Source organism: Paludisphaera mucosa, from assembly GCF_029589435.1.
Taxonomy (GTDB): domain Bacteria; phylum Planctomycetota; class Planctomycetia; order Isosphaerales; family Isosphaeraceae; genus Paludisphaera; species Paludisphaera mucosa.
In genome coordinates, this window is the sequence record NZ_JARRAG010000001.1 from 1,560,411 (window position 1) to 1,585,875 (window position 25,465).

At 67.7% G+C, this 25,465-nt stretch carries 22 protein-coding genes and 1 pseudogene; 15 read left to right on the forward strand and 8 right to left on the reverse strand.

What is annotated here, in order from left to right; genetic code table 11:
* Window positions 1–130: 130 nt before the first annotated feature.
* The 10 genes and pseudogenes from nuoB to PZE19_RS06430 all read left to right on the forward strand — a co-directional run.
* A pseudogene (gene nuoB / locus PZE19_RS32875) lies at window positions 131–1,249 on the forward strand (NADH-quinone oxidoreductase subunit NuoB); the annotation flags it as partial.
* Between the two features lie 243 nt (window positions 1,250–1,492).
* Window positions 1,493–2,575, forward strand: a complete 1,083-nt coding sequence (locus PZE19_RS32880; protein WP_368411278.1) for an NADH-quinone oxidoreductase subunit D — start codon at window positions 1,493–1,495, stop codon at window positions 2,573–2,575.
* Window positions 2,576–2,591: 16 nt separating this feature from the next.
* Window positions 2,592–3,296 (forward strand): 4Fe-4S binding protein, encoded by a 705-nt coding sequence (locus PZE19_RS06395; protein ID WP_277859739.1) that lies wholly within the window; start codon window positions 2,592–2,594, stop codon window positions 3,294–3,296.
* 166 nt (window positions 3,297–3,462) lie between these two features.
* On the forward strand, window positions 3,463–3,732 hold the full coding sequence (locus PZE19_RS06400) for a hypothetical protein (RefSeq protein WP_277859740.1): 270 nt from the start codon (window positions 3,463–3,465) through the stop codon (window positions 3,730–3,732).
* Between the two features lie 37 nt (window positions 3,733–3,769).
* On the forward strand, window positions 3,770–4,129 hold the full coding sequence (locus PZE19_RS06405; protein ID WP_303652521.1) for an NADH-quinone oxidoreductase subunit A: 360 nt from the start codon (window positions 3,770–3,772) through the stop codon (window positions 4,127–4,129).
* A 60-nt stretch (window positions 4,130–4,189) separates the two neighbouring features.
* Window positions 4,190–5,446, forward strand: coding sequence for an NADH-quinone oxidoreductase subunit NuoH (gene nuoH, locus PZE19_RS06410; protein ID WP_277859742.1), 1,257 nt, complete (start codon window positions 4,190–4,192; stop codon window positions 5,444–5,446).
* 29 nt (window positions 5,447–5,475) lie between these two features.
* On the forward strand, window positions 5,476–6,132 hold the full coding sequence (locus PZE19_RS06415; protein ID WP_277859743.1) for an NADH-quinone oxidoreductase subunit J family protein: 657 nt from the start codon (window positions 5,476–5,478) through the stop codon (window positions 6,130–6,132).
* A gap of 61 nt (window positions 6,133–6,193) precedes the next feature.
* Window positions 6,194–6,523: an NADH-quinone oxidoreductase subunit NuoK gene (gene nuoK, locus PZE19_RS06420; RefSeq protein ID WP_277859744.1), complete on the forward strand. Its 330-nt coding sequence runs from the start codon at window positions 6,194–6,196 to the stop codon at window positions 6,521–6,523.
* Window positions 6,524–6,557: 34 nt separating this feature from the next.
* A complete protein-coding gene (locus PZE19_RS06425; RefSeq protein WP_277859745.1) occupies window positions 6,558–8,255 on the forward strand; it encodes an NADH-quinone oxidoreductase subunit N in 1,698 nt (565 codons plus the stop codon).
* A gap of 12 nt (window positions 8,256–8,267) precedes the next feature.
* Window positions 8,268–8,672 carry a HEPN domain-containing protein gene (locus tag PZE19_RS06430; RefSeq protein ID WP_277859746.1) on the forward strand — a complete coding sequence of 135 codons (405 nt, stop codon included), beginning with the start codon at window positions 8,268–8,270 and terminating at the stop codon, window positions 8,670–8,672.
* 11 nt (window positions 8,673–8,683) lie between these two features.
* Here PZE19_RS06430 and PZE19_RS06435 read toward each other — a convergent pair whose 3' ends face one another.
* From PZE19_RS06435 to PZE19_RS06450, 4 genes are all read right to left on the reverse strand, one after another.
* Window positions 8,684–9,847, reverse strand: coding sequence for a Gfo/Idh/MocA family protein (locus tag PZE19_RS06435; protein ID WP_277859747.1), 1,164 nt, complete (start codon window positions 9,845–9,847; stop codon window positions 8,684–8,686).
* A gap of 94 nt (window positions 9,848–9,941) precedes the next feature.
* Window positions 9,942–10,439: a TspO/MBR family protein gene (locus tag PZE19_RS06440; protein WP_277859748.1), complete on the reverse strand. Its 498-nt coding sequence runs from the start codon at window positions 10,437–10,439 to the stop codon at window positions 9,942–9,944.
* Between the two features lie 141 nt (window positions 10,440–10,580).
* Window positions 10,581–11,606 carry an RluA family pseudouridine synthase gene (locus tag PZE19_RS06445; protein ID WP_277859749.1) on the reverse strand — a complete coding sequence of 342 codons (1,026 nt, stop codon included), beginning with the start codon at window positions 11,604–11,606 and terminating at the stop codon, window positions 10,581–10,583.
* 72 nt (window positions 11,607–11,678) lie between these two features.
* On the reverse strand, window positions 11,679–12,731 hold the full coding sequence (locus tag PZE19_RS06450) for a tetratricopeptide repeat protein (RefSeq protein ID WP_277859750.1): 1,053 nt from the start codon (window positions 12,729–12,731) through the stop codon (window positions 11,679–11,681).
* A 305-nt stretch (window positions 12,732–13,036) separates the two neighbouring features.
* Here PZE19_RS06450 and PZE19_RS06455 point away from each other — a divergent pair, with 305 nt between their 5' ends.
* Together PZE19_RS06455 and PZE19_RS06460 are read left to right on the forward strand one after the other, a co-directional pair.
* Window positions 13,037–15,064 (forward strand): polymorphic toxin-type HINT domain-containing protein, encoded by a 2,028-nt coding sequence (locus PZE19_RS06455; protein ID WP_277859751.1) that lies wholly within the window; start codon window positions 13,037–13,039, stop codon window positions 15,062–15,064.
* A 103-nt stretch (window positions 15,065–15,167) separates the two neighbouring features.
* Window positions 15,168–17,912: a hybrid sensor histidine kinase/response regulator gene (locus PZE19_RS06460; RefSeq protein ID WP_277859752.1), complete on the forward strand. Its 2,745-nt coding sequence runs from the start codon at window positions 15,168–15,170 to the stop codon at window positions 17,910–17,912.
* A 24-nt stretch (window positions 17,913–17,936) separates the two neighbouring features.
* On the opposite strand, the gene PZE19_RS06465 is transcribed toward PZE19_RS06460, so the two are convergent.
* Together PZE19_RS06465 and PZE19_RS06470 are read right to left on the reverse strand one after the other, a co-directional pair.
* Window positions 17,937–18,974, reverse strand: a complete 1,038-nt coding sequence (locus tag PZE19_RS06465; protein ID WP_277859753.1) for an esterase/lipase family protein — start codon at window positions 18,972–18,974, stop codon at window positions 17,937–17,939.
* Window positions 18,975–19,844: 870 nt separating this feature from the next.
* Window positions 19,845–20,294 (reverse strand): EamA family transporter, encoded by a 450-nt coding sequence (locus tag PZE19_RS06470; RefSeq protein WP_277859754.1) that lies wholly within the window; start codon window positions 20,292–20,294, stop codon window positions 19,845–19,847.
* 86 nt (window positions 20,295–20,380) lie between these two features.
* Here PZE19_RS06470 and PZE19_RS06475 point away from each other — a divergent pair, with 86 nt between their 5' ends.
* On the forward strand, window positions 20,381–20,908 hold the full coding sequence (locus PZE19_RS06475; RefSeq protein WP_277859755.1) for a sirohydrochlorin chelatase: 528 nt from the start codon (window positions 20,381–20,383) through the stop codon (window positions 20,906–20,908).
* 108 nt (window positions 20,909–21,016) lie between these two features.
* Window positions 21,017–22,195, forward strand: a complete 1,179-nt coding sequence (locus PZE19_RS06480; RefSeq protein WP_277859756.1) for a DegT/DnrJ/EryC1/StrS family aminotransferase — start codon at window positions 21,017–21,019, stop codon at window positions 22,193–22,195.
* Window positions 22,196–22,290: 95 nt separating this feature from the next.
* On the opposite strand, the gene PZE19_RS06485 is transcribed toward PZE19_RS06480, so the two are convergent.
* Complete coding sequence (locus PZE19_RS06485) at window positions 22,291–23,070, reverse strand: sigma-70 family RNA polymerase sigma factor (protein ID WP_277859757.1); 780 nt, start codon at window positions 23,068–23,070, stop codon at window positions 22,291–22,293.
* A 56-nt stretch (window positions 23,071–23,126) separates the two neighbouring features.
* Entirely contained in the window at window positions 23,127–23,534 is a 408-nt protein-coding gene (locus tag PZE19_RS06490) for a hypothetical protein (protein WP_277859758.1), read from the reverse strand.
* A gap of 437 nt (window positions 23,535–23,971) precedes the next feature.
* Here PZE19_RS06490 and mutY point away from each other — a divergent pair, with 437 nt between their 5' ends.
* On the forward strand, window positions 23,972–25,084 hold the full coding sequence (gene mutY / locus PZE19_RS06495; RefSeq protein WP_277859759.1) for an A/G-specific adenine glycosylase: 1,113 nt from the start codon (window positions 23,972–23,974) through the stop codon (window positions 25,082–25,084).
* The last annotated feature ends 381 nt before the right edge of the window (window positions 25,085–25,465 follow it).

The window sequence follows — 25,465 nt, forward strand, 5'->3', positions numbered from 1 at the left end:
TTCGCTGCAGACCCCCGCCATGACGAATTCGCCCATCGTCCGCCCCGAGTGGACGTCGACCATCGATCCGATCCTCCAGAAAGAGCTGGAGCGTTACGTCCTCGTGACCAACTGGGACGGCCTGCTGGGGATGGTCGACACGGTCTACAACTGGGGCCGGCGTTCGAGCCTCTGGCCGCTGGGCTTCGGCCTGGCCTGCTGCGCCATCGAGATGATCTGCACGGCGTCGAGCCGATTCGACCTCGCCCGGTTCGGCGCCGAGGTCTTCCGGGGCTCGCCCCGCCAGGCCGACCTGATGATCGTCTCGGGGACCGTCACCAAGACGATGATGCCCCAGATCGTCCGGCTCTACGACCAGATGCCCGAGCCCAAATACGTCATGGCGATGGGCGCTTGCGCCTCGGGCGGGGGCCCGTTCAAGGAGGGGTACAACGTCGTCTCGGGCGTGGACAAGTTCCTGCCCGTCAACGTCTACGTGCCGGGCTGCCCGCCGACGCCCCAGGCGCTCATCAACGGCATCATCGCCCTCCAGAAGAAGATCGACGGCGAGACCATCGTCCAGGCGCCCTGGTATCGCGGCGACGTCGAGCGCGACATGCCGATCCCGGCTCTGGGGCCGGACCTCGTCGACCTCCGGACCGTCGAGCTGGCGGCCGAACGCACCGCCCAGGGTCTGATGGAGAAGCGTGAGGCGGGGCTCCCCAAACCCTCGAAAATCCCCGCCCTCCGAGGCGGCGTCGGAGTCGCGGAACCCGCCCCCGCACCCGGCGCCAAGCCTGCCAAGAAGGTCAAACAGGCGATCGCCCGGCCCAGCGCCGTCTGGCTCGGCGACGGCCTGCTGGCCGAGTTGGCCGATCGCCTGAACGCCGAGATCGGCGCGGGGACGGCCGAGATCGTCCAGGCCGGCCTTCTGATCCCGGCCGACAGGATCGTTGCCGCGGCCCTTTTCCTTCGCGACCGGAACGCCATCCGCTTCGACTACTTGGTGAGCCTCCAAAGCGTCCATTACGAGGACTGCATCGAGGTCAACTACCACCTCGACTGCACGGGCAGGCCCGGCTCGCTGGTCCTGCTCCGCGTCCGCATCGCCGAGGCCGAGGGGGTTGGCGAGGTCCCCTCGCTCTACCAGGTCTACCGCGGGGCCGACTTCCAGGAGCGGGAAGTCTACGACATGATGGGCGTCCGGTTCGCCGGCCACCCCGAGCTGAAGCGGATCCTGATGTGGGACGGCTTCGCCTACTACCCGCTCCGAAAAGACTACCTGGAGCCGTATTACGAGGCTCCCACGAAGGTCTTCCCCAGCCGCGTCGACGAGGGTTTCGGCCGACATTTCCGGTCCGAGGAGATCAACCCCCACGGCACGAACTTCAAGGTCCCGCAAGCCTTCACGGACTGGGCGAGCCTGTCGAGTAGCTACGATCCCAAGGGCGAGGCCGTCCCGCCGGGGGGCGTGCAGGTCGAGGAGTTGGAGTCCGACCAGTTCGTCGTCAGCATGGGCCCGCAGCATCCCAGCACCCACGGCGTCTTCCGGATGAACGTCCGGGTCGACGGCGAGACGATCGTCGGCCTCAAGCCGGTGATGGGCTACCTGCATCGGAACCACGAGAAGATCGGCGAGCGGAACACGTTCCTGATGAACATGCCGTTCACCGACCGGCTCGACTACTTGACCAGCATGGGCAACAACTTCGGCTACGCCCTGGCCGTCGAACAGCTCATGGGCGACGAGGCGAAGCCCCCGGAACGCGCCGAGTACATCCGGGTCATCATGGCCGAGTTGACACGCGTCGCCAGCCACATGTGGTCGGTCGGATTCCTGCTCAACGACCTCGGCGCCTTCTTCACCCCGGCGCTCTACGCGATCGAGGAGCGCGAGCTGATCCTCGACCTCTTCGAGTGGGCCTCCGGCAGCCGGATGATGTGCAACTACTTCCGGTTCGGCGGCCTCGCTGCCGACCTCCCGCCGGGCTGGATCGAGCGCTGTCGGGCGATCGTCGAGGACCGCATCGACCGCCGGATCGACGAGCTCGATCGCTACCTCTCGGGGAACGAGATCCTCCTGGATCGGACCAAGGGGGTCGGGATCCTGAGCCCGGAAGACGCCGTGAACTACTCGACGTCCGGACCCGTCCTGCGCGCGTCGAACGTCCCCTATGACGTCCGCCGGGCGGCGCCCTACGGCATCTACGACCGTTTCGAGTTCGCGATCCCGACGGGTCGCCGGGGCGACCTTTACGATCGGTATTACATCCGCATCCTGGAGATGCGCGAGAGCGTCAAGATCCTCAAGCAGGCGGTGCGACAGATCCCCGAGGGGCCGATCATGGCCGGCAAGAAGAGCTACCAGATCAAGGTGCCCGCGGGCGAGGCCTACGGCCGCGTCGAGAACCCCAAGGGCGAGCTGGGGTTCTACGTCGTGTCGGACGGGACCAGCACGGCCTACCGCTATCACGTCCGCAGCCCGAGCTTCATCAACCTGACGGCCCTGGAGCGCATGTGCCTGGGCCACACGATCGCGGACGTCGTCGGCATCCTGGGCAGCCTCGACATCGTCCTGGGCGAGGTCGATCGGTAGGGAAGGGCGGAGTTCCATGTCCATAGGTCAAGGGGTGCTCCGGGGCCACTGGGTCACCCTCAGTCGATTCATACTCACGTTCACGAGGGACTTCCGCGACGGCTTCGCCTTCAAGCGTCGGGCGGGCGGGAGCCTGCTCGTCGACTTCTTCCAGGCCCCGGCGCGGGGCGAGGAGAGGGTCGTCCGACAGGACGCGGCGACCGACGGCCTGTTCACCGTCGAGTATCCGGAGGAGCGTCTCCCCGTCTACGAGCGGTTCCGGATGCTGCCCGTACTCGTGTACGACGACGAGGACGGCAACGTCCGCTGCACGTCGTGCAACATCTGCGCGAAGGTCTGCCCGCCCCAGTGCATCTGGATGTCGCAGGCGAAGAGCCCCAAGGGGACCGTCGTCCCGCTCCCCGAGGACTTTTTCATCGACATGGACGTCTGCATGAACTGCGGCCTGTGCGCCGAGTATTGCCCGTTCGACGCGATCAAGATGGATCAGAATTTCGAGCTGGCCAACTACGAGCGGCATCAGACCCACATTTTCAGCCTCCAGGACCTCCTCGTCTCGAGCGCCTATTACTCCAAGACGCATCCCGAAGCGTGGTCCGGGGCCGAGGAGACGGCCGAGCGCGCCAAGGTCGCGAAGAAGAAGGACCAGCGGCTGCAGAAGGCCCTCGGAGGCGTCGCCAGGACGGCGGCCAAGGCGTCCCCGCAAGCCGTCGAGGCGTGACCGATCGACGCGCGGGAGGGCCTTGTCGCGACGAGTCCTCTCCCTTAAGATCAGGCGACGGGCGCATCACGAGGCCCCGTCACGTCGGCATCGCGGGGGCCGGCCGATTCCTCGCACCCGCACCTCCCTCCGCGGCGCGAGCCGCCATCGCAAGCGACATCCCGACATGATCCCCATCCGCACCCCCAAGTACACGCCCGGCGCGTCGGTCCGCGTGGTCCAGTTCGTCCGGGTCGGCCATCGCCGCTGGAAGACGCAGTTCGAAGGGGTCGTCGAGCGCGAAGGCCGCCGCCCCGTCGGCGGCATCGAGATGGGTGGCAAGGCGTCGGCCTGCCATCAGGGGACCCTCCAAATCCGCCGGGCCGACGGCGAGATCACCGTCGTCGCCCTCGACGAGAACACTGAAGTCGACGTGCTCTCCCCGGGCGCCGTCTGAGCGGAAGTCCGTGATCGGGCGAAAGGTCGCGTCGAGCATGGTCGCCACCAACTACGTCTTCGTCGGGCTCCTGCTGCTGGTTGCGACCGGGTTCGCGACGGCCCCGCTGGCGATCGTCGCCCTGGTCGCGCCGCGTAAGCGGTCGTTGACCAAGGCGGACACGTACGAGTGCGGCGTGCGGACGCACGGCGAGACCTGGGTCCGCTTTCGGATCCAGTATTACATCTACGCCATCATGTTCGTCGTCTTCGACGTAGAGACGGTGTTCCTATACCCCTGGGCGGTCGCATACGGGTCGCTGGGCCCGTTCGCCCTGGTGGAGATGGCGGTCTTCCTCGCCCTGCTGTTCGCGGGCCTGGCTTACGCCTGGGCCAAGGGCGCGCTTCGCTGGGTCTGAGCCGCGCGGATCGCGCGAGGGGTCGCCGTCGACGAGGACGGCAGGAAAGGAAGGGCGGGCGTGGACGTCGGGAAGCTCGGGGACGGGACGGCCTTGATCGCCCAGTCGCATCGCGTCGACCTGAGCCTGAGTACCGCATTGATCTGGACGGCCTGGCTGCTGATCGGCTTCGTCGCGGTCTTCCCGGGAATCGTGGCCTACATGGTCTGGCTCGAGCGCAAGGTCGCCGCGCGGTTCCAGGACCGGATCGGCCCCAATCGCGTCGGCCCGCTGGGCCTCCTGCAGCCGATCGCCGACGCCATCAAGCTGATCATCAAGGAGAGCCTAGTCCCGCGATCGGCCGACAAGGTCGTCCACCTACTGGCTCCCGTCATGGTCCTGGTCTCGGCTTTCCTCACGCTGGCGGTCGTCCCCTTCGCGGTCGGGCTCGTCCCCATCGACCCGCCCTCGGCCCTGATATACCTGATCGCGGTTTCGAGCATCAGCCCGCTGGGCCTCTTCCTGGCCGGCTGGTCGAGTCGCAACAAGTACTCGCTCCTGGGAGCGATGCGGTCGGTCGCCCAGCTCGTCTCGTACGAGATCCCGCAGGTGCTGTCCACCATCCCGATCGTGCTCTGGGCGGGGAGTCTGAGTCTCGTCTCGATCTTCGACCATCAGACGAGGTTCGGCTGGAACGCCTTCAATCCGCCCGGCCTGCTGGCCTTGATGATCTACTTCATCGCGAGCCTCGCCGAGGTCAACCGCGCGCCGTTCGACCTGCCCGAGGCCGAGTCGGAGATCGTCGCCGGCTACCACACCGAGTATTCGGGCATGCGCTTCGGGCTCTTCTTCCTGGCCGAATACCTGAGCCTCTTCTCCATCAGCTGCGTGGGGACCGTTCTCTTCCTGGGGGGCGGGACGCCCTTGCCGTTCTCCTCGTTCCCGGTGAATCTCCTCACCGGTTCGGTCGCCTCGTACCTGTTCGTCGACGCGATCCTCCTGGCCGTGTTCCTGCTCAAGGTCCTGATGTTCATCACCACGATGTTCTGGGTGCGGGCGACCTTGCCGCGGCTCCGGATCGACCGGCTGATGAACTTCGCATGGAAATACCTCGTCCCGCTCAGCGTTCTCAACGTCGTGTTCGCGGCCGTCTGGTATGAGCTGGTCGTGCGTCCCGGCGGGCCGACTGCGACGAACTGGGCGCTGGGGATGACGGCGACCGGCGTGCTCGTGGTCGCCGCCGTGCAACTCGTCTTCTGGTCGAATCGCAGGCTCGCCGCCGCCGGCCCGATCGACGCCGACTGGCCGAAACTCGGCGCGGCCGAAGCCGCCCGCTGAAGTGGAATTCGTCGCGGCGAAATCGCCGCATGGGAGTCGCCGTCGTGGCCCGGATCCTGTTTCTGGCGATCGCCGCCCTGGGACTTCTCGCCGCGCTGGGGACGGTCCTCTCCCGCAACCTGGTCCACGCCGCGATCCACCTGGTCGGCTTCTTCCTGTGCGTCGCCGGCCTCTTCGTGATGCTCGAAGCCGAGTTCCTGGCCGCCGTGCAGGTGCTGGTCTACGTCGGCGCCGTGGCGATCCTGCTGATGTTCGGGATCATGCTCACGCGGAACACGAGGGGCGACGACGCGAGCAGCCTCTCGGGCCCCTGGCGGACGCCGGGACTGCTGGCCGGCCTTTGCGTCTTCGCCGTACTCGTCTTCGGGATCAACAACGCCGTCTCGCCGGCGGGGAAGGGCCTCTGGGTCGAGACCACCACTCGACCGGCCCTCGTCCCGCGAGACGATGAACCGGCCTGGGAATCAGAGCGGCGACGGGCGATCGACGACATGGCGCGGGTGGTGGGCGTGGAATTCATGACCCGCTATGCGATGGCGTTCGAGCTGGCCGGCTTGTTGCTCACGGCCGCCCTCGTCGGCGCCGTGGCCCTGGCTCATCGCGACGAGCATCCGTCGGCGAGCGGCTCGGAGGACGATTCTCGCGAGGAGACCGTCGAGGAACCCGTCGGTTCGGCCCCTTCGTGAGCGTGAAGCGATCCGTCCGAATCCATTACGACGAAGCCTGTGAGACGACCCTGAAGGCGACATGGCGAACGACATCCCCCTGAGCTGGTTCCTCTATTTCGCGGCGGCCGCTTTCGCGACCGGGCTGGTCGGCGTGCTGCTGCGCCGCAATGCGATCGCCGTGCTGATGGCGATCGAGATCATGCTGAACGCCGCGAACGTCAACCTCGTGGCCTTCTGGCGCTACGGCACGCCCGCCGCCGGCTCGGGCCCCTTGCCCGGGGTGATCATCGCCCTGCTCGTCATCACCATCGCCGCCGCCGAGGTGGCCGTCGGACTCGGCCTCATCTTGCTCTGCTATCGCCGCTGGCGGGCGGTGGACGTCGACCGCTACGACTCGATGTCGGGCTGAAGCGACCCGCCCCCTGGACGCTCGAAGGACGACCGTGAACGTTTACCTCCTGGATTACCGAGACTTCTGGTGCGTCGCCCCGGCCCTCGCGTTGGCCTTCTGGGGCTTCGTCGTCGTCGCCGCCGACCTGGCCCGATTCCATCGTCTCGACGCAGCGGCCCGACGGCTCGCCCTCGGCCGATTGACGCTGACGGGCGTCGGAATCGCGCTGGGGTTCGCGTCGATCCTCCTCGGGATCGACTCGCTGGCCCAGTCGGACTCCCCTCGACTCGAGTGGATCTTCGGGCCTTCGCTCGGGACGTATTTCGCCCGGACGGACGGGTTGATCTTCGTGGGAACCCTGGCGCGGGGGCTGCCCACCGACGTCCTCAACGTCCTGTTCCTGGTCCTGCTGGGGATGGTCGTCTGGATGTCGACCGCTTACGCGTTCACGGACGACCTGGGCGAATACTTCGCGCTCCTGCTCTGGGCCACGGTCGGCATGATGCTGCTGGCCGCCTCGGAGGAGTTGGCGACCCTGTTCATCGCGCTCGAGACGATGACGATCTGCCTCTATCTCATGGCCGGCTTCGAGAAGACGAGGCGACGCTCGCCCGAAGCGGGGCTCAAGTATTTCGTGTACGGCTCGGTCTCCTCGGCCCTCTTCCTCTACGGTTTGAGCTTCGTCTACGGCCTGACCGGGACGACCTATTTCGACGCCGTCGGCCGTGTTTTGATGTCCGGCCCCAGCCCCGCGGGCCTGGCGGGGAACCTGGTCGGCGGGGCGGCGCTGCTACTGATGCTGGTCGGCTTCGGCTTCAAGATTGCGGCCGTGCCGTTCCACTCGTGGGCCCCGGACGTCTATGAAGGGGCGCCGGCACCGGTGGCGGCCTGGATCGCCACGGGCTCGAAGATCGCCAGCTTCGTCGCCCTGTTGAAGGTCTTCCTCCACGCCCTGGGCGGCTGGTCGCACCCGTCGAAGGAAGTGATGGGTCCCGGCTGGCTGGGGGTCGTGATCGTGATGGCCGCGGCGACGATGACCTACGGCAACTTCGCGGCCCTCGCACAGAAGAACTTCAAAAGGATGCTCGCCTACTCGTCGATCGCGCACGCCGGATACCTGCTCGTGGGCGTCGCGGCGGCGAGCGTCTCGGCCGAAGGGCCCTCGGCGGCCGGGGCCGTCCTTTACTACCTGGTGGTCTACGCCTTCGCGAACGTCGGCGCGTTCGCGGTCGCGGCCTGGCTGGCCCGCGATCGCGGCGACGATACGATCGGCGACCTCGACGGATTGAGTCGTCGGTCGCCCATCCTGGCGCTTTGCATCGTGGTGCTGATGCTCTCGCTTATCGGAGTGCCGCCGTTCGGAGGGTTCTTCGGCAAGCTCTACATCTTCATGGAGGCGCTCCGCCAGGGGCCGTCCGGCAGCCGGATCGTGCTGACCTGGCTGGTCGCCCTGGGCCTGTTCAACTCGGTGGTCTCGGCCTTTTATTACGTCCGGGTGCTGAAAGCGATCTATCTGCGTGAGCCGAAGGGCAAGCCCCTCCAACCGGCTGAAGCAGCACTGGCCTGGCCGATCGCGCTGTCGGCCGTCGTCGTGACCGCGTTGGGAGTCGCGCCTGGGCCGCTGGTCGACGTCATGAAATCGATCGCCCAGCCGATGCTGACCGCGGCGAGACTTGAGACCCCGGCCGCGGCGGCCGCCGACGTCCGACCACGACCCGTCGCCTGGGCCCCCCCATCACGAACCGAATGAGACGTCGCGGCCATGGCCATCATCAACACGTTCCAGAAATGCCTGGAGAGTCCTTACCTCGTTGCGGATCCCGAGGCCTCGGCGCGAATCGGCGAGCTGCTGGCCAAGGCCGCCGACCGACTCGAAGCCGCGGCGAACATCCACGAATCGGGGCAGGGCGATCCGGCCGACGTGCTCTTCTTCAGTTATGAGTCCATGTTCTGCTGTCTGCGCGCCTTGGTCTATGCCAGGGGGTATCGCGAGATGGGCCTGCGCTGCCTGCTGCTGGCGTGCGAGTCGCTCTACGTCGAGTCGGGCGACCTGGACGCCGAGCATCTGCGGCGGTTCGAACAGGCCCAGCGGCTGAAGCCGACGCCCGCCGAGGCCGTGGCGTACGCATCGGCCTTCGTGAAGCGCGTCCTCGAACTGATAGGCTGAGCTGGGATTGCTCAGGAAACCGGCGTATGACCGGCCGTTTCGTCGATCGTCACGAGCCGACCTTCGTCGACGGCCTTTCGGACGAGCAGCCCGGTGAGCGTGGCGGCGCGGGCCTCCTGGAGCGTGACCGGCGGCGGAGTGGGGCCATCGGAGCGGACGGCGGCCAGGAAGGCCTCGATGGCAAGCCTCGTGTCGTTGCGAGCGCCGGGCTGGATGGCCCGGCGAGGGCGGTCGCGATCACGATAAGTGAGCGCGCCGGAACCGAAGTCGAAGCCGCCGTCGACGCCCAGCACGCGGAGGTGGGAGCCGGTGAAGTTCTCGTCGGCCGGGGCGATGTAGCTCTGCACGAACGAGGCCCGGAAGCCGTCGGCCCATGCGAGTTCGACCCCGTAATGGTCGGTGACGTCGCGCCCGGGGTCTTGTCTGGCGAAAAGCCCGCGTCGGCCCCAGCCGGAGGCCGAGACCGGGGGCGAGCCGTGGATCCAGTTCAAGACGTCCCAGATGTGGACGGCCTGCTCGACCATGAAGTCGCCCGAGCGGCGGCGGCTGCCGAGCCAGCCGTCGTGGCCGGTGAGCGGGCCGTTGCTGCTCGTCCAGGAGGCTCGGGCCTCGATCAAGGGTCCTAGTCCGCCGGACCGGATCAGGGCGACGCCTTCTTGAAACCGTGGGTTCGACCGTCGCTGAAAGCCGACATGCACGACGACGCCCGTAGCCCGGCCGGATTCCGCGATCAGGCGATCGCAGCCCTCCACGGTGATCGCCAGCGGCTTTTCGGCGTAGAGATGCTTGTTGGCCTTGATGGCCTCGGTCGAGATTCTCTCGTGGAGGTCGCACGGCACGGCCACGACGATCGCATCGACGTCGCCTCGCTCCAGGACCCGCGCGGGGTCGGCGACGGATTCCGGTCGGCGGCCCGAGGCTTTTTCGACGACGCCCTCGCCGCGAGCCCGGTGACGGGACTCGGGATCGCAGACGACCGGCACGACAACCCCTGGGAGTTCGAGGAGCGTACGCAGCAGGGTCGTTCCGCGGCCTCCGACGCCGATCAGCCCCACGCGGATCGGCCCGACCGCTGAGCCCGCGGCCGCGGCCTGCGCCGCCGGCCCCTGAGTCAGGGCCAGGCTGGCCGCCGAGCAGCCGAGGAATCGGCGCCGATTGAGGGCGATCGGGGGCATGAGGCGCAAACTCCGGTCGGGATCGGGGACTTGAAGCGACTCAGCTCATTCTATCCCTCGCACGCCGTATCCGCGAACCATTCCCGCTTTCGGCTCAGCGGTTCAACCAGAAGATCGCCCCGTTCAGGCTGCCGGCGTACGTCACCCAGAGTAGGTAAGGGGCCATCAGAACGGCGGCAACCCGGTCGATCCTCACGAAGGCGACGAGCGTGGCGAGGATCACGAGCCACATCGAGATCAACTCGACGAACGCCAGGCCGGTGTCGTGCATCCCGAAGAAGAGCCAGGACCAGGCCGCGTTGAGCAGGAGTTGGAAGAGCCAGCAGCCCAGTGCGTTCTTCCGCGCTTCGGGATCGGCGTCGACTCGTCTCCACACCCGCCAGGCCGCGACCGACATCAGCAGGTAGAGGGTCGTCCAGGCCGGCCCGAAGACCCAGTTGGGCGGGGTCCAGGAGGGTTTGCGGACTTGGGCGTACCAGGAATCAATGTTCGGGATCGTCGCCCACGAACCGATCCCCGCCGCCGCGGCCGTGAGGGCCAGGAAGCCCAGCAGTCCTAGGAATTGGACGACCAGCGATCGTTTCCCCGACACGACTCGTCTCCCCGTTTTTGCGTATCCGGGCCGCCATCGCCCGCCTCGCCGATGGGCGATCATCGGTCGCCCGTCACGCGGCGTCAAGCCAGACGAAGCCCAGGTCCTCCTCGCCACGGGTCCTGGAAGTCGGCGACGATCTCAGCGCAGTCGCCTCGTCGGGATTTCCGGCTGCCGGTGGAGGCGAAGTGCGTCGAGGGTCCGGGCCATGTCGGGGGGTAGGGGAGCGCACAGTTCGACGGCGGCTTCGGTCATCGGATGGGCGAATCGGAGGGCGTGGGCGTGGAGGGCCTGTCGGTCGATCAGTAGCGAGGCCGGGTCGTCGGCGACGGCGCCGGCAACTTCCAGGTCGGCCAGGGTGAGACGGTCGCGGCCCGAATACGGCTTGTCGGCGACGATCGGGTGGCCGATGCTGGCCAGGTGGACGCGGATCTGGTGAGTGCGTCCGGTCCTCGGCTTACAGCGCACCAGGGCGTAACCCCGGAACCGTTCGACGACCTCATAGAACGTAGCGGCCTCGCGACCGCCGTCTTCGATCGTGCGGACGGCCATCCTCTCGCGGACGATGGGGTGGAAGCCGATGGGGCGCTCGATGTAATCGCTGTCGCGTTCGGGGACGCCGTAGACGATCGCCAGGTATTCCTTGTTGACGGTGCGATGCTCGAACTGGAGAGCCAGCCGGCGATGGGCCAGGTCGTTCTTGACAACGACGAGCAGACCGGTGGTGTCGCGATCGAGGCGGTGGACGATGCCCGGCCGATCCTCACCGGCGACGGTCGAGAGCTGGTCGAAGTGGAACTGGATCGCGTTGACCAGCGTGCCCCGCCAATTGCCGCGCGAGGGATGGGTCACCATGTCGGCCGGCTTGTTGACGACCGTCAGGTGCTCGTCCTCATAGACGACCTCGATCGGGATTTCTTCGGCCGTCGGGGTCGTGTCATGCAACGGCGGCAGCGAGAGCTTGACGCGATCGCCGGCCCGGATCTTGTAAGAGGCCCGCACGACGCGGCCGTTGACCTCGACCGCCCCCGCCTCGATGATCCGCTGCAAGACGCTCCGGGAGTAGTCGATGAATCGGCTGGCCAGGTAGGCGTCGATCCGCTTGCCGTCGGTGCGCGGCTTGACCTCGAACTCCTGGGGCGTCTCCGAAAGCGGCGTCTCCGTCATGGTCGGGCCGTGGATCACTCGAAAGAGGCGACGTCGGAGGGATCACGCGAAGCGTGGGCGGGCGGGAAGGGCTCAGGACTTCGGAGCCTCGGGCTTGGGCGCTTCGGCCGGCGCGGGGGCCGGAGCCGCTTCGGCCTTGGGCGCTTCGGACGGCGCTGGGGTCGTTTCCGGCTTGGGAGCCTCGGCCGGGGCCGCCGGTTCCGGCTTGGGGGCTTCCGACTTGGGTTCCTCGGGCTTTGCGGGCTCGGCCTTGGGCTCCTCGACCTTCGGCGCGGCTTTCGGCTCCTCGGGCTTCGGCGCGTCCGCCTTGGGGGCCTCGGGCTTGGCGGCGTCCGACGGCGGCGGGGGGATCACCAGCGAGCCGGGAGACACGGCGTCGGTGGGGGGAGCCGGGACGACGGCCGGGAAGTCGAGCGACTCGGACCCGCCGGGCGGCAAAGATACCTTTGTGGGCTTGTATGCGTACAATTGCTTGTAGAAGTCGGCCGCGTCGGGCTTCTGGAGGGCGGCGGCGAGCTTCTTCGCCTCGACGGCTTCAGCGGAGTCGGGCCAGGTGTCAGCGACGAACTTGTACTGGTCGACGGCCTTGGGGAGCTCGTTGCGAGCTTCCAGGGCGCGGGCCTTGCCGAAGGCGGCGGCGACGGCGATCGGCGAATCCTTCGGCTCGCTCTTGCCGAGCTGATCGAATAGATCCAGCGCCTTCTTCAGCGTCGGCAGCGCCGCGTCGGAGTTGCTGGGGAGGTCCGAGACGCCCGACGTATAGAGTCGCGAAGCGGCCTGGAGCAGGGCCCAGGGGGCGGCCGGCGACTGGGGGTTCGCCTTGGCGACCTCGATCTCGTCGTCGGCGGTCCGGGCCTCGTCGAGCTTGCCCCAGACGTTGTTCTGCACGCCGGTCCGAGCCGCGAAGAGGTTCACGACGACCACAAGGGCGAGGACCGCGGCCGTCACGCCGCCGACCCATCCCCAGAAGCGGGCCGGGTCCTGCATCGCCCGGTGCACCCAGCGGGCCAGGAGCATCATGTCCTGTTCCGGGTCGTGGATGACCGTCGGCGTCGCGTGCTCGAATTGGTGGCGGGCGGGCGACGCGGCGCCGGGATTATGATGCGGGGTCGGTTCGTTCTTCATCCTGCTCACCTCGCGCCACGGCTCGCGGTCCCCGCGAGACGGACTCCCTCGTTCGGACCTTAAATCAAACAGAATCTTAGTGTTTCGCCGGCCGGGCGGTCAAGCGGACTGCGACCTGGCGCGCAAGTCCGTCGGTCGTGCGGGAAGGAGCCGAACCGGGTTCGAGGCCGCGTCGGAGATCGTGCAGGAACCGCCGGAAACGTGAAAATTCGGGCTTCCGCTTCGAATCCCCGGGAGACGCCTCTATGATTAGTCGAACCGGGCGTGCCCAGCGTCTTCTCCCACCCCTTGCGCCGAGGGCGGCCATGATCGTCGCGATACTCTTCAGCGCAGCTGTGGTCCTGCAGCCGACCGACGGCCATGGTCCCACCGCCGGGGATCTCCAGGACTACCGCGAATCCGCCGCCGAACTAGGCCGCGACGCCGACGCCCATGTGAGGCTGGCCCTCTGGTGCGAGTCCCGCGGCCTCGCCGCCGAGCGGCTCAAGCACCTGACCAGGGCCGTGCTGATCGATCCCGAGAACCAGGCCGCCCGCGGCCTTCTGGGGATGATCGCCCGCGACGGGAAATGGGTGCGCCCCGAGGACGTCCGATCTAAACTGGAAAACGACCCCCGCGCCCAAGCGTTGCTGCGAGAATACCTGGAACGCCGGACTTCTTCCCCCGATACGGCCGAAGCCCACCACCGTTTGGCCCGATGGTGCAACCAGAACGGGCTCGACGCCCAGGCCTCGGCGCACTACCAGGCGGTGGTGCGGCTGGAGCCCACGCGCGAATCGGTCTGGAAGAAACTCGGCTACCGACGATCCGACGGGCGTTGGGCGCGTCCGGAAGACTTGAGGGTTGAGAAGGCCGAGGCCGAGGCTCGCCGCCTCGCCGTCCGCCGCTGGAAGCCGATCCTGGAGAAGCTCCGCGACCAGTGCACGGCCAAGGATCCGCAAACTCGTGCGAAGGCCGCTTCGGCCCTCGACGCGATCGCCGAAGCGTCCGCCGTGCCGACGCTCTGGGCCGTGTTCGTCCGCGACGACGCCCGCCTTCAGCGTCGCCTCGCCGAGACCCTCGCTCGGATCGACGGCCGTTCGGCCTCGCTCGCCCTCGCCGAGCTGGCCGTCTTCAGCCCCATCGCCGAGGTTCGCGGCCTGGCGGCCCAACTGCTCGACCGCCGCGACCCCCGCGATTACCTCGACCCGCTGCTGGACCTGATCCACAAGCCATTCAAGTATACGGTCAACCCGATCGTCGGGAGCGGTACGCGGGGAGGGCTTTTCGCGGAGGGCGAGAGCTTTAACATCGAACGCATCTACAACCTTCCCGCGATCGACCCCGCGCGGATGCCGCGGCGCATCTTCACGGATGACATCCCGCTGCAAGCGGCCGCCCTGCCGTTCCTCCCGGAGGCTCTTTCCTGGGCGTCGGCGGTTCAGGCCCCCACGCCACCGCCGGCCCTGCCTGCCATACCGGGACTCTCCGGCCCCGCCGCCGGACTCTTGGCCCCCGCCCTCGTCCCCAAGCCCTCGCCGCTGGCTGATCCGCTGGTCCAGTCGGCCGTTCAGCAAGACCAGCAAATCGCGATCGCGCTGGAGGAGGATCGCGCCCGTGTCGAGCAGGCCCGACAGCGACTCAGCGAAGACGTCGCGTCGATCGAGCGGCGCAACCGGGCCATCGTGGACCTCAACGATCGCATCCTCCCGCTGGTGAAAAAGGCCACGGGTCAGGACTTCGGGGACGCCGGCGACTCGTGGAAGGGGTGGTGGTCCGACCAGCTCGGCTACGCATACCGTTCGTCGCAGTCCGAGACGAAGCCGACCTACACCGAGGTGATCGCTTACGAAGTGCCGAGGCTGACGGTCCAGACGGGATCCTGCTTCGTCGCCGGAACGCCCGTCCACACGATGGCCGGTCTGGTCCCGATCGAGGCCGTCCGGGTGGGCGACCTCGTGCTCTCTCAGGACGTCCGGACTGGCGCAGTGACCTACAAGCCGGTCCTGGTCACGCACCACAATCCGCCGGCGGCGACGGTGAAGCTGACGATCGGGGCCGAGACCGTCACGGCGACCGGCATCCACCGTTTCTGGCGTGCGAGCTGGGGCTGGACCATGGCGCGCGACCTCAGGGTCGGGGACGTGGTGCGGGTGATGGGGGGAACGCAGCTCGTCGCGGCGATCGAACCCGGCTTGGCAAGGCCGGTCTACAATCTGGACGTCGCCGACAACCTCGATTTCTTCGTCGGCCGCAACGGTTTCCTCGTCCACGACTTCAGCATCGTCCGCGAGCCCACCCGCCCGTTCGACGCGGTCGGCGCGACGGGACTTGAGGTCGCCAGCGGGCGCTGAGGGACGGTGAAATTGACGAGGCGGACGCCGTCGACATTGGAGTCGCGGCAGTCCGGGCGCGGGAGAGCCCCCGGGGCCCATCGAGATGAAGACCGAGGCATCGATGCAGAGTACCGAGCCGAACGGCGAGGCGATCGCACGCCCCGCGATCGCCGCCGCTCATCTCCGCGCCCTCTTCGACAACCGGCTCATCGGCGCGGACCTCGTAGACGCCGAAGGCCGCTGGGTCGACGTCAACGGCCGGCTCTGCGAACTGCTGGGGATGCCCCGCGAACAGCTGGTGGGGCGGCTCGTCGAGGACTTCAGTCATCCCGACGACGCCGAGGCCGATCGGGTGCTGTTCCGGCGCGTGCTCGACGGCGAGTCGTCGCACTACGGGATGCAGAAAAGGCTCCTCCGCAACGACGGCCGATGGTTCCGTGTCGAGATCGACGTCTCGCTCGTCGACCGAGGCGAGGCCGAGCCCTGGCGGGCCTCCGTGGTCCTGCCGATCGCCGACCGAAGCGAGGAGGCCGACGAGGCCGCCCGTTATCGCGCCCTGATGGGGCAGTCGCCGCTGAGCGTCGTCGTGGTCGACCCACAGACGGAGACGTTCCTCGATTTCAACGACGCCGCCTGCGATGCGCTGGGGTACACGCGGCCGGAGTTCGCCGGTTTGTGCCTCACCGACGTCTACGCCGCGGGAGAGGGCGATGCGATCCGGATGCGGATCGACCTCGTCATGGAGCAGGGGCAGGGGCGATTCGAGGCCCGACACCGCACGAAGCAAGGCGAGGTCCGCCAGGTCACGGTGCACTCGCGTCGAATCCGCTCCGAGGGCCGGAGCGTCGTGCAATCGATCTGGCAGGACGTCACACCCTTGCGGAAGGCGGCCGAGGACAAGGCCCGTCACGACGCCCTGGTCCGGCAGATCCTCCATTGCGCCCCGCTGCCGATGGGGATCGTCGAGCTGGCGACGGACGACCGCGACGTCCTTCACGTCCTCGACAATCCCGCGACCTGCCGTTCGCTCGAACTCGACCTGGGCGCCACCGCCGGCCGTTGGGACGGCGCCGATTTCGGCGTCTCGCGGTCGACCCTGGACACGTGGATCGCCGCCTACCGCGCCAGCCAGCGGCTGGGACACGCTGTCCACTTCGAGGACTGCCACGACCAGGGAGGCGGGCCCCGCTGGCTGGGGGTCGTCGTGTCGCACGTGGGCCCGGGCGCCGGGGGCCGCGAGCGGTTCTGCTACATCGCCGAGGACATCACCGAACGGAAGCGGGCCGAGGAGGAGATCCTCCGCCTTAACCGTTCGCTCGAACGTCAGGCCGCCGAGTTGCAGACGGTGTTCGAGGTTCTGCCCATCGGCATCGGCATCGCCGACGATCCCGAATGTCGCTCGATCCGCGCCAATCCCACCCTCTCGGAGATGCTGCGTCGGCCGACGGGCGCGAACGTCTCGATGTCGGCGCCTGAGCCCGAGCGCCCCACCTCGTTCCGGCTCTTCCGCGACGGCCGCGAGCTGACGACCGACGAGCTGCCCATGCAGGTCTCGGCCCGGGACGGGGCCAACCTCCGCAACGTTGGAATCGACGTACGCTTCGACGACGGCCGGGTGGTCCACCTGCTGGAGCACGTCGCCCCCCTGTTCGACGAGCGGGGGAACCCGCGCGGCAGCGTCGGGGCCTTCCTCGACGTCACCGAGCGCCGGCTCGCCGAGCAGGAGCGAGAGCGGTTGCTGATGGACTTACGCGACGCCGACCGCCGCAAGGACGAGTTCCTGGCGATGCTGGCCCACGAGTTGCGAAGCCCGCTCTCCGCGGCCGGCAACGCCGCCCAGATCCTCCTGATGAAGGGGCAGGAGGATCCCGACGTCCTCTGGTGCAGCGAGGTCATCCAGCGCCAGACTCGCAGGCTGGCCCGACTTCTGGACGACCTGCTCGACGTATCGCGGATCTCGCGGGGCAAGATCGTCCTGCGGCGTGAGCCGGTCGACCTTCGCGGCGTCGTCGAGCGGGCCGTTGAGACGACCCGGCCGATGGTGGAGGAGAAGCGGCATCGCGTGGAGGTCCGCCTCCCGGACGATCCGCTGGCGGTCGTCGCCGACCCTGCGCGCATGGAGCAGGTGGTCGTGAACCTCCTCGGAAACGCGGCCAAGTACAGCGAAGAAGGTCGGACGATCGCGATCGTCGTCGGCCGCGAAGGCGGCGAAGCCATGGTCCGCGTCGAGGATCAGGGAGTCGGCATGACGCCCGAGGTGCTCGCCCGGGTTTTCGACATGTACGCCCAGGCCGAGAGCTCGATCGACCGCTCTCAGGGGGGGCTCGGGATCGGCCTGACGATCTGCAAGTCTCTCGTCGAGATGCACGGCGGGTCGATCGCCGCCACCAGCCCCGGGCCCGGCCGCGGCAGCGTCTTCACCGTCCGCCTGCCGGCGTTCGACCGGCCTCATCCGATGTCGAACGCGTCGTGGCAGCCGACCGTATCGTCGGTGAAGCCGCGCCGGGTCGTCGTCGTGGACGACAACGTCGACGCGGTCGAGTCGCTCGGCCGGATGCTGCGCCTGGCGGGTCACGAGGTCCGGACGGCCTCTAACGGGCCCGGGGCCCTCGACGCCGTGGCCGAATTCCGGCCCGACGTCGTGTTCCTCGACTTGGGCCTCCCCGGCTTGGACGGTTACGAGGTCGCGACCCGACTTCGCGGCTTCCCCGAGGGCCGCGCCGCCTTGATCGTCGCCCTGACCGGGTATGGACGCGAAGTCGATCGCCGCCGCGCCTTCGACGCAGGGTTCGATCGCCACATGATCAAGCCCGTGGACTTTCAGGCGATCCTGGCCGCGATCGAATCCGCCTCGGCCGACGCGTGAGCCTTCCGCCCGGCCTCTGAGAAATCAGGGATCAGCGAAGCCGAGGATCCGCCGGACCTCGTCGATCGTGTCCCGGTTGTAGTAGATGTCGGAATGCGTCGCTCGGACGTGATGCTCGGAGACGGCCTCATCAAGATGGGCGCTGGTTAGGGGCACGACCAGGTCGCCGCGACCCCGACCGGATTCGGGGGAGTGCAGTCCGGTGCCGGCGATCGTGTGGATCGTCACTTCGGGGTTGATGGTCAGCCGGCGGATCGCCGGCAGCAGCGGGCTATAAGACGCCAGCGTATCGACGCTGCTGGGGAGGTCGCGAAGGCCGGGCTTGAGTGCGCCGGGGTTGGCGTTTTCGATCTCGGTGACGAGCTGGCGCGTGTCGGCCGGCCGCTGGATGATCCGGGTCGCCAGCCAGCTCGCCACCGCGATCTCCGGCGAGGCGCCGTCGTGGGGCGTGGCGATGAAGACGGCTCTTTTGACACGCGGCGAAGGCTCGAAGAAGAACAGGTTGCGGACCGTCTTCCGCGCGTCGTCGGACATCGTCAGGCCGTCGACGGGCCGGTTCGACACCACGTTCCACACGGCGTCGTCGCTCCACGAGATCTGGAGCCTTGTCAGGAGCCCACCCATGCTGTAGCCGAGCAGCGTCCAGTCGGACATGGCTGGATCCGCGGCCCCCGGGTCGACCGCAGCGGAAATCTCTTCGATCTTTGCCCGGAGGATCGACGCGCTGCGAATGAAGGTGACGCCTGTCGGATAGCGGAAGACCCAGATCTGGTGGCGGTCGAGAAACCCCGGCGTCCGCTGCAAGGCCACGATCATGTCGTTGAACAGGAACGGGTCGTCGAGCAGTCCGTGGATCAACAGGATCGGCGATCTGCCTTTCTGGTAGGGCTCCAGCATCCGGATGTCGGCCTTGTCGAGCATCAACTCGGGCCGGGCGAAGCCGGCGAGGGCGAACGGCCCACGCTCCTCCTGGATCGCCCTCGCCTGGGCGCTGGCGACGCCCAGGTCCGCCCGCAACGGAAGGGCGGGGTCCGCGCCGAAGGCGACGGACCGGGTTCGCAAGGGGTCATGAAATTCCAGAACGTCCGATGGGGCCCGCCGAGTCGGTCCCATTAACCAGGTGTCCAAATCGGGTCGCAAGATGGCCGTGGTGTTGAAGACCGCGATCCGTGGCAAAAAGTCGTCCGGCCTGTCTCGCTTCGGATTGGGGCGCTCGACGGCTAGATTCGCTCCGAGGCCTGGGAAATCGGCCGGAGCGTGAGCATTCGGATTCGGTGGAACCGCGGCGGGATCCACGACCTGGCCGAAATCATCCACCTTCCAGACGAAGCCGCTGTGCCTGATCGGGATGGACTGGGAGCCCGCCGGCGTATTGACGACCAGCGACGTCTTGGGGTCGAGTCGGCCGAACTTCTGCCCGGCCCGCAGACAGTCGCCGAGGCAGCCGTTGTAGAGATCTCGGATCCGTGTGAATTCTTCGGTGTCGACCGAACCCACCGCCGACGTCGCAGCGAGGGCCGCCGCCGCGTAGACGGTCGCCTCATAAAAGCGGTCGACGCTGGCGTCATCTCCCTTTCGCTCGAGCTTCCGTCCCTCTCGGCGGGCCTTGCAGGCGCGGGGGACGAGCGACTCGCCCGTTGGGATCGAACTGGCCGATGGCGTGATCATCGGCCCCACGTCGACCGCGCGGCAACCGCAGACGAACAGGACGGCGACGACGAGGAATCGTCGGCCGATGCGCGGAACGGGCATGGGCGACTGGAGCCGGGAAGCTCCAGGGATGCCGATCAAGGTGGACCTCGGTGCTCGTCTGGGGGGTGCGTCGAGTCGGTCGATACGATGGTTCACTTCTCCCATCGGCCGGCGACGTCGCGAGCATGAGCCCCATTTTCGAGGCGTCCGGGCCCAGTCTGAACGACCGTTGCGACCGTTTCAGGAGAACAGGCGGCGCAGCGATTCCTGGACCGAGGGGAGCGTCAATGCGACGCCGGTTCCGATCAATCCCGCCCCCAGCAGGGTCAAGGGCCTGACCGGCTCCTTCAAGATGACGAATCCGAGGAACATGGCAATGAGGAAGCTCAGCTTGTCGATCGGAGCCACGCCCGAGATCGGCCCACTCTTGAGCGCCGCAAAATAGAAAAGCCACGACGCGCCCGTCGCGAGACCCGAGGCGACCAGCGCCAGCCAGTCGCGGCCGGCCAGCGACCTGAGGCCGCGGATCTCGCCTGTCGAGGCCACGATCGCCGACGCGAAGGCGACCACGACGATCGTCCGGATCAGCGTCGCCAGGTTCGAGGATACGTCGGCCACTCCGATCTTCGCCAGGATCGCCGTCAGGCCCGCAAAGAAGGCCGAGAACAAGGCGTAGTGGACCCAGGTCATGAGGTTCGCCCCCGCCGCCGTTCGTTCGATCGGGATCGTTCGCTAGAATGGTCGTCGTCAGCTCACACCCGCCCGAGGATACCGCATTGAACGACCCCCGCGACACGACGGCCGTCCTCCTCATCGCGCACGGCAGCCGGAGGGAGGAGGCCAACGCCGACCTCCGCGACCTGGCCGAGCGGCTCGCGGCCGGAGGCCGGCACTGCATCGTCGAAGCCTGCTTCCTGGAACTGGCGGAGCCCGACATCTCGTCGGGCGGGGCCCGGTGCGTGGCCCGAGGCGCGATGCGTGTCTTCCTGATCCCCTATTTCCTGTCGGCGGGAGTTCACCTGCTGCGAGACCTCACGGCGGCTCGCGACGACCTTGCATCGCGACATCCCGGGATCGTCTTCGTTCTCGGCCCGCCCCTGGGCCCGCACCCGCTGCTGGATCTCCTGGTCGACGCCCGCGTCCAGGAGCTGTGGAGCGGCGTCGGCGCCGTGGAGGTTGCCTCCGCGGAGGCGGCGGACCGCTTTCGCCCGATGGAAAACTGGGCCGGTCGCGCCAGATCGGGAGGTCAGGGCGTTCGCCGGGAGGCGGCGGAACGGCTTGACGAAAATTCAGGGAAGGGATAGAAGACTTCCGCCGATCTACTCCAAGGAGGGAGACGCCCCCTCGAGTGCATTTCGCACGCGCGTGCCCCCAGGGCGCGAACGCACAGGGCGTTGAAGGAGTGACTAGTGATGGCCGTTGCCTACGAACCGATGGGGGTTCCTGCGCTCAACCTGCGCGCCCAGTACCGAACGATCCGCGACGAGATCGAGCCGGTCGTCCGCGAAGTCCTGGAAAGCCAGGGGTTCGTGATGGGGCCCGAGGTCGGCAGCCTGGAGGCCGAGATCGCCGAGTACTGCGGGGCCTCGCACGCGATCGGCTGCGCCTCGGGGACCGACGCTCTGCTGCTCCCCTTGATGGCGATCGACCTCGGCGCCGGCGACGAGGTGATCACCAGCCCATACACGTTCTTCGCCACCGGCGGGTCGATCTGGCGGACCGGAGCGAAGCCGGTCTTCGTCGACATCGAGCCCGACACCTACAACATCGACCCGGCCAAGATCGAGGCCGCGATCACGCCGGCCACCCGGGCGATCATCCCCGTCCATCTCTACGGCCAGACCGCGGACATGGCCCCGATCCGCGAGATCGCCGAGCGCCACGGCCTCATGGTCCTGGAGGACGCGGCCCAGGCCATCGGCGCGGCCTACCAGGGCGCCCGGGCCGGCACTCTGGGGACCGCCTCGGCCTTCAGCTTCTATCCTTCGAAAAATCTGGGCGGCTTCGGCGACGGCGGCATGGTGACCACCGACGATCCGGTCCTGGCCCGCCGCATCGCCCGGATCCGCGTCCACGGTATGGAGCCCAAGTACCACCACCACGAGGTCGGGCTCAACTCGCGACTCGACGCCCTGCAGGCGGCCGTCCTGCGAGTCAAGCTCCGGCATTTGGACGACTGGACCGCCGCCCGCCGCGACGTGGCCGACCGCTACCGCGATCTCTTCGCCTCGCACGGGCTCGACGAGATGGTGCAGCTGCCGATCGAGCGACCCGGCAACTTCCACGTCTACAACCAGTTCGTCGTCCGGGTCCCCGGGACGATCCGCGACGAGCTTCGGCAGCACATGATGGACCGCAAGATCGGGACCGAGATCTACTATCCGATCCCGCTCCACCTCCAGCCCTGCTTCGCCTCGCTCGGCTACAAGTACGGCGACTTCCCCCAGTCCGAGTCGGCCGCCCGCGAGACCGTCGCGCTGCCGATCTACCCCGAGCTTTCCGAGGCCGAGCAGCGGTTCGTCGTCGGCTCGATGAATCAGTTCCTCCACGATCGCGCGTATCCGTCGCTTTTCACGGACCGCGCGGCCTGATCTCGCGATCAACCTGGCTGCCAATTCGACGGGCCCGGCGGAAGCGATCAAGGTCGCATCCGCCGGGCCCGTCGTCGCCAAAGCGACAGGGCTGATCAAATCGCGACGAGCAGGCGTCTCCTCTCGCGAGGCTTGACGACGCGTCGGCCTCCCTCGCGGGTCTGGTCGATGCGGTCGAGGGTTTCGCGGTGAAGGCGGCACATCGAGGCCTTCGAGCATCCCAGAAGCTCGGCGGCTTCCTCCTGCGTCTTTCCGTCGAGGTAGATGTGGCGGAAGGCGGCGGCGTGGCGCGAGGGGAGCCTGCGGAGGCAATGTTCGAGGGAGTCCTGCTCTTCCAGGCGGGCCCCGACGGGCTGGTCGGGGTGGGTGCCGACGACGCGGCCTCGGACCTCGGAATCGGGCGCCAGCGGTTGGAACTTGGGGGCGAATTCGGCCGATCCCCTCCAGCCGTCCGAGAAAAACCCGCGCTGGGCGTTGATCAAGGCCCCGCGGATCCGATGGCGGGCGAAGGTCGCAAAATCGACCCCCTTCGACTCGTCGAATGACTGCGCCGCCTCGACCAGGGCCAGGCAAGCGGTCGCCCGGTAGTCGTCGCCGCCGGCGGGCCAGGATTTGGCGAAGCCCTGCGCCATGGAACGGGCCAGTGGCACGTACCGGGCCGCCAGTTCTCGCTGGGGGTCGCTCAACGGAGGCTTCGGCGGGTTCGGGTTGCACTTCGCCGGGTAGCACGCCTCACCACGGCGCGGCATCGGTGCGGAGGCGGAGCCCGGGGCGGCCGGCGGCCGCATGGGGTTGGTGCGGCTCGGGAACGACGGGGCCTGGCGAGTACGGTCGGCCGAGAAATTTCGGCGCATCGGGATCGTGTCCATGGTCATCCACCTCGCTCTATCCTGGTTGCCGGCTCGGAAGTGTGCGGGAAGGGGACGGCTCGTCAGCCGCCGACGGCGCGACGGAAGGGTCGCTCCGATGCGACCCGAGTCCGCTCCTCGCACTCGTGGGCGAGGGCGAGGGCCAACTCCTGGTCGACCTGCGCGGCGATGATGCACGCGTCTCGTTTCTCGAGGAGCCCGGCCAGGTGCGCCTCGGCAAGCTGGGGGCGAGCCGGTAAGCTCGCCAGTTGACGCCGCGCCGACGCGATCGCGTCGCGAAGCGCGTCCAGCGTCTGGAGTCGCTTCGCATTCCGGGTCCAGGCCTGGACGAGCCGATCGGCCAGCTCAAAATAGGATAGAGCCTGAAGCTCATCCGGTGTCGGCGACGTCGCCTGGTGGGAGTCGCGTTCGGAGGGAGAACCCACGGAGGCCGGCGCAAGGCGGCGCGCCGGCATGATCATCGGATTCATGACATCCATCCTGATAGGTCGTGAATGTGTAGATGAAGTTCGTGGCGGCGAGTCGACTCGGATTCGAGGCGAAATCCTCAAAGGGTCGTCCGCTCGATGAGTCTGACCGATGCCGTCGAGGCTTGGAGGGCGTTGCGTTTGCGGGATTTCTTGGGAGCAATCATCCCGCCAATGCAAATTTAGCAAGCACATAGTGGATGTCAACAGTTGAAAGGAAAAATTTGGCGACATTCAGTGGCTTTTCCAGGCTTGGCGGCTTATGGTTTCCCTCCCCGTCTATTTTCAACAATGGGACAACTCGCTCGTTTTCGAACGACAGTCGTGAGTGAGCCGAGAAGTTTCCTGATCCGGCCGTAAGTCGTAATTAAACCTGGGGCTGATCGAGCTTGTCGGGAGCGGGGATTATGAGTCGCGTTTTGGATCCAGAGTGCACGGAGATGATCCGAGAGCGGCTGCTGGACTGGTTCGACTCCGAGAAACGCTCGCTGCCCTGGCGGACGGATCGCGATCCCTACCGCATCCTGGTGTCGGAGATGATGTTGGTGCAGACCACGGTCGCGGCCGTGGTGCCGTTCTTCGAGCGTTTTCTGGACGCGTTCCCCGACTTTGCGTCCCTGGCGGCGGCGAACGAGGATCGCGTCCTCAAGGCCTGGGAGGGGCTCGGCTATTATAGGCGTGCTCGGCAGCTGCACGCGGCGGCGAAAACGATCGTGGTGCAGCATGGCGGCATGATGCCAGACGACGCCGACGCCGTGCGGGCTCTCCCGGGGGTTGGCCGTTATATGGCGGGAGCGATCCTTTCTCAGGCGTTCGATCGGCCCGAGCCGATCGTCGAGGCCAACTCCCGTCGCGTCTTGGCCCGTTTGCTCGCTTGCACCGACGACCTAACGTCAAGGGACGCCCAGGGGCGTCTCTGGAATGCCGCGGCCCGCCTGGTTCCTCCTCGTCAGGCTGGCGATTTCAACCAGGCGATGATGGAACTTGGCGCCTTAGTATGCTCGCCGCGGACGCCGCGTTGTCTCATCTGCCCGCTCGCCGCAATATGCGAGGCCCGGCGCCTCGGGGTGCAGGACCAGATCCCCCGGGCAACTCCCAAAGCCGCGCCGCTCGCCGTGGTGGAAGCCTGCGCCGTTGTGGCCTGCGGACGCCGACTCCTCCTGGTGCGGCGAGGCTCCCCCGGCCTCTGGTCGGGATTTTGGGAATTCCCGACGATCCACCTTGAAGGCCCAGACCCGGCGGGACGGTCGTTCGGCGTCCCGGTGGGGCTCGAGGAGGGGGTGAAGCGGCTCGCCGGGGTGCCGATCACGGCCGTCGGCCTGATCAGGTCGCTCACTTACGGAGTGACTCGCTACCGCGTGAGACTCGACGCCTTCGCCGCGGCGCCGCGATCAAAGAAGTCGCGGGCCAAGCCGAAGCCTGGGCCGGGGATGTCGGAGGCGGCCTGGGTGGAGGCGACGCAACTGGGCGATCTCACCCTGAGCGCGGCGGGACGGCGACTGGCCGCGGCGATCCTCGCCGAGCCGGCGTCGTGGGGCCGCTCCCCGGGCTGACCGAGATTCGTGGGCCTGTATGCGGCGGGCGGATTGATCCAACCGCTAGGATCTGTGTGCAGGGAGTCGCGGGAGCGAGGGTTTCGCGAGCGGACTTGCTTGGACCGGAAGGGCGCTCTAAAATAGGGAAGCTGGGGGCGGTCCGCCACAGGGAAGGGCGGGCGATGAGCATCTGGTTCCTCCCACGTTCCGTTCCTCCCGTTCTTTCGTCGGTGATGATGTCGATCGTCGCCGACGGCTTGACGGCCCCTGGCCGGTCGCGGCCGCGGGCTCTCTCTCCTCTTCTGGAAAATACCTCGCGGACGACGGCGACGTCGATCACGGAAGTCGGTGGGGCGTACTCGGCTCTCGGTTCAGCGTCGGCGACGGTCGCGGTGTGGA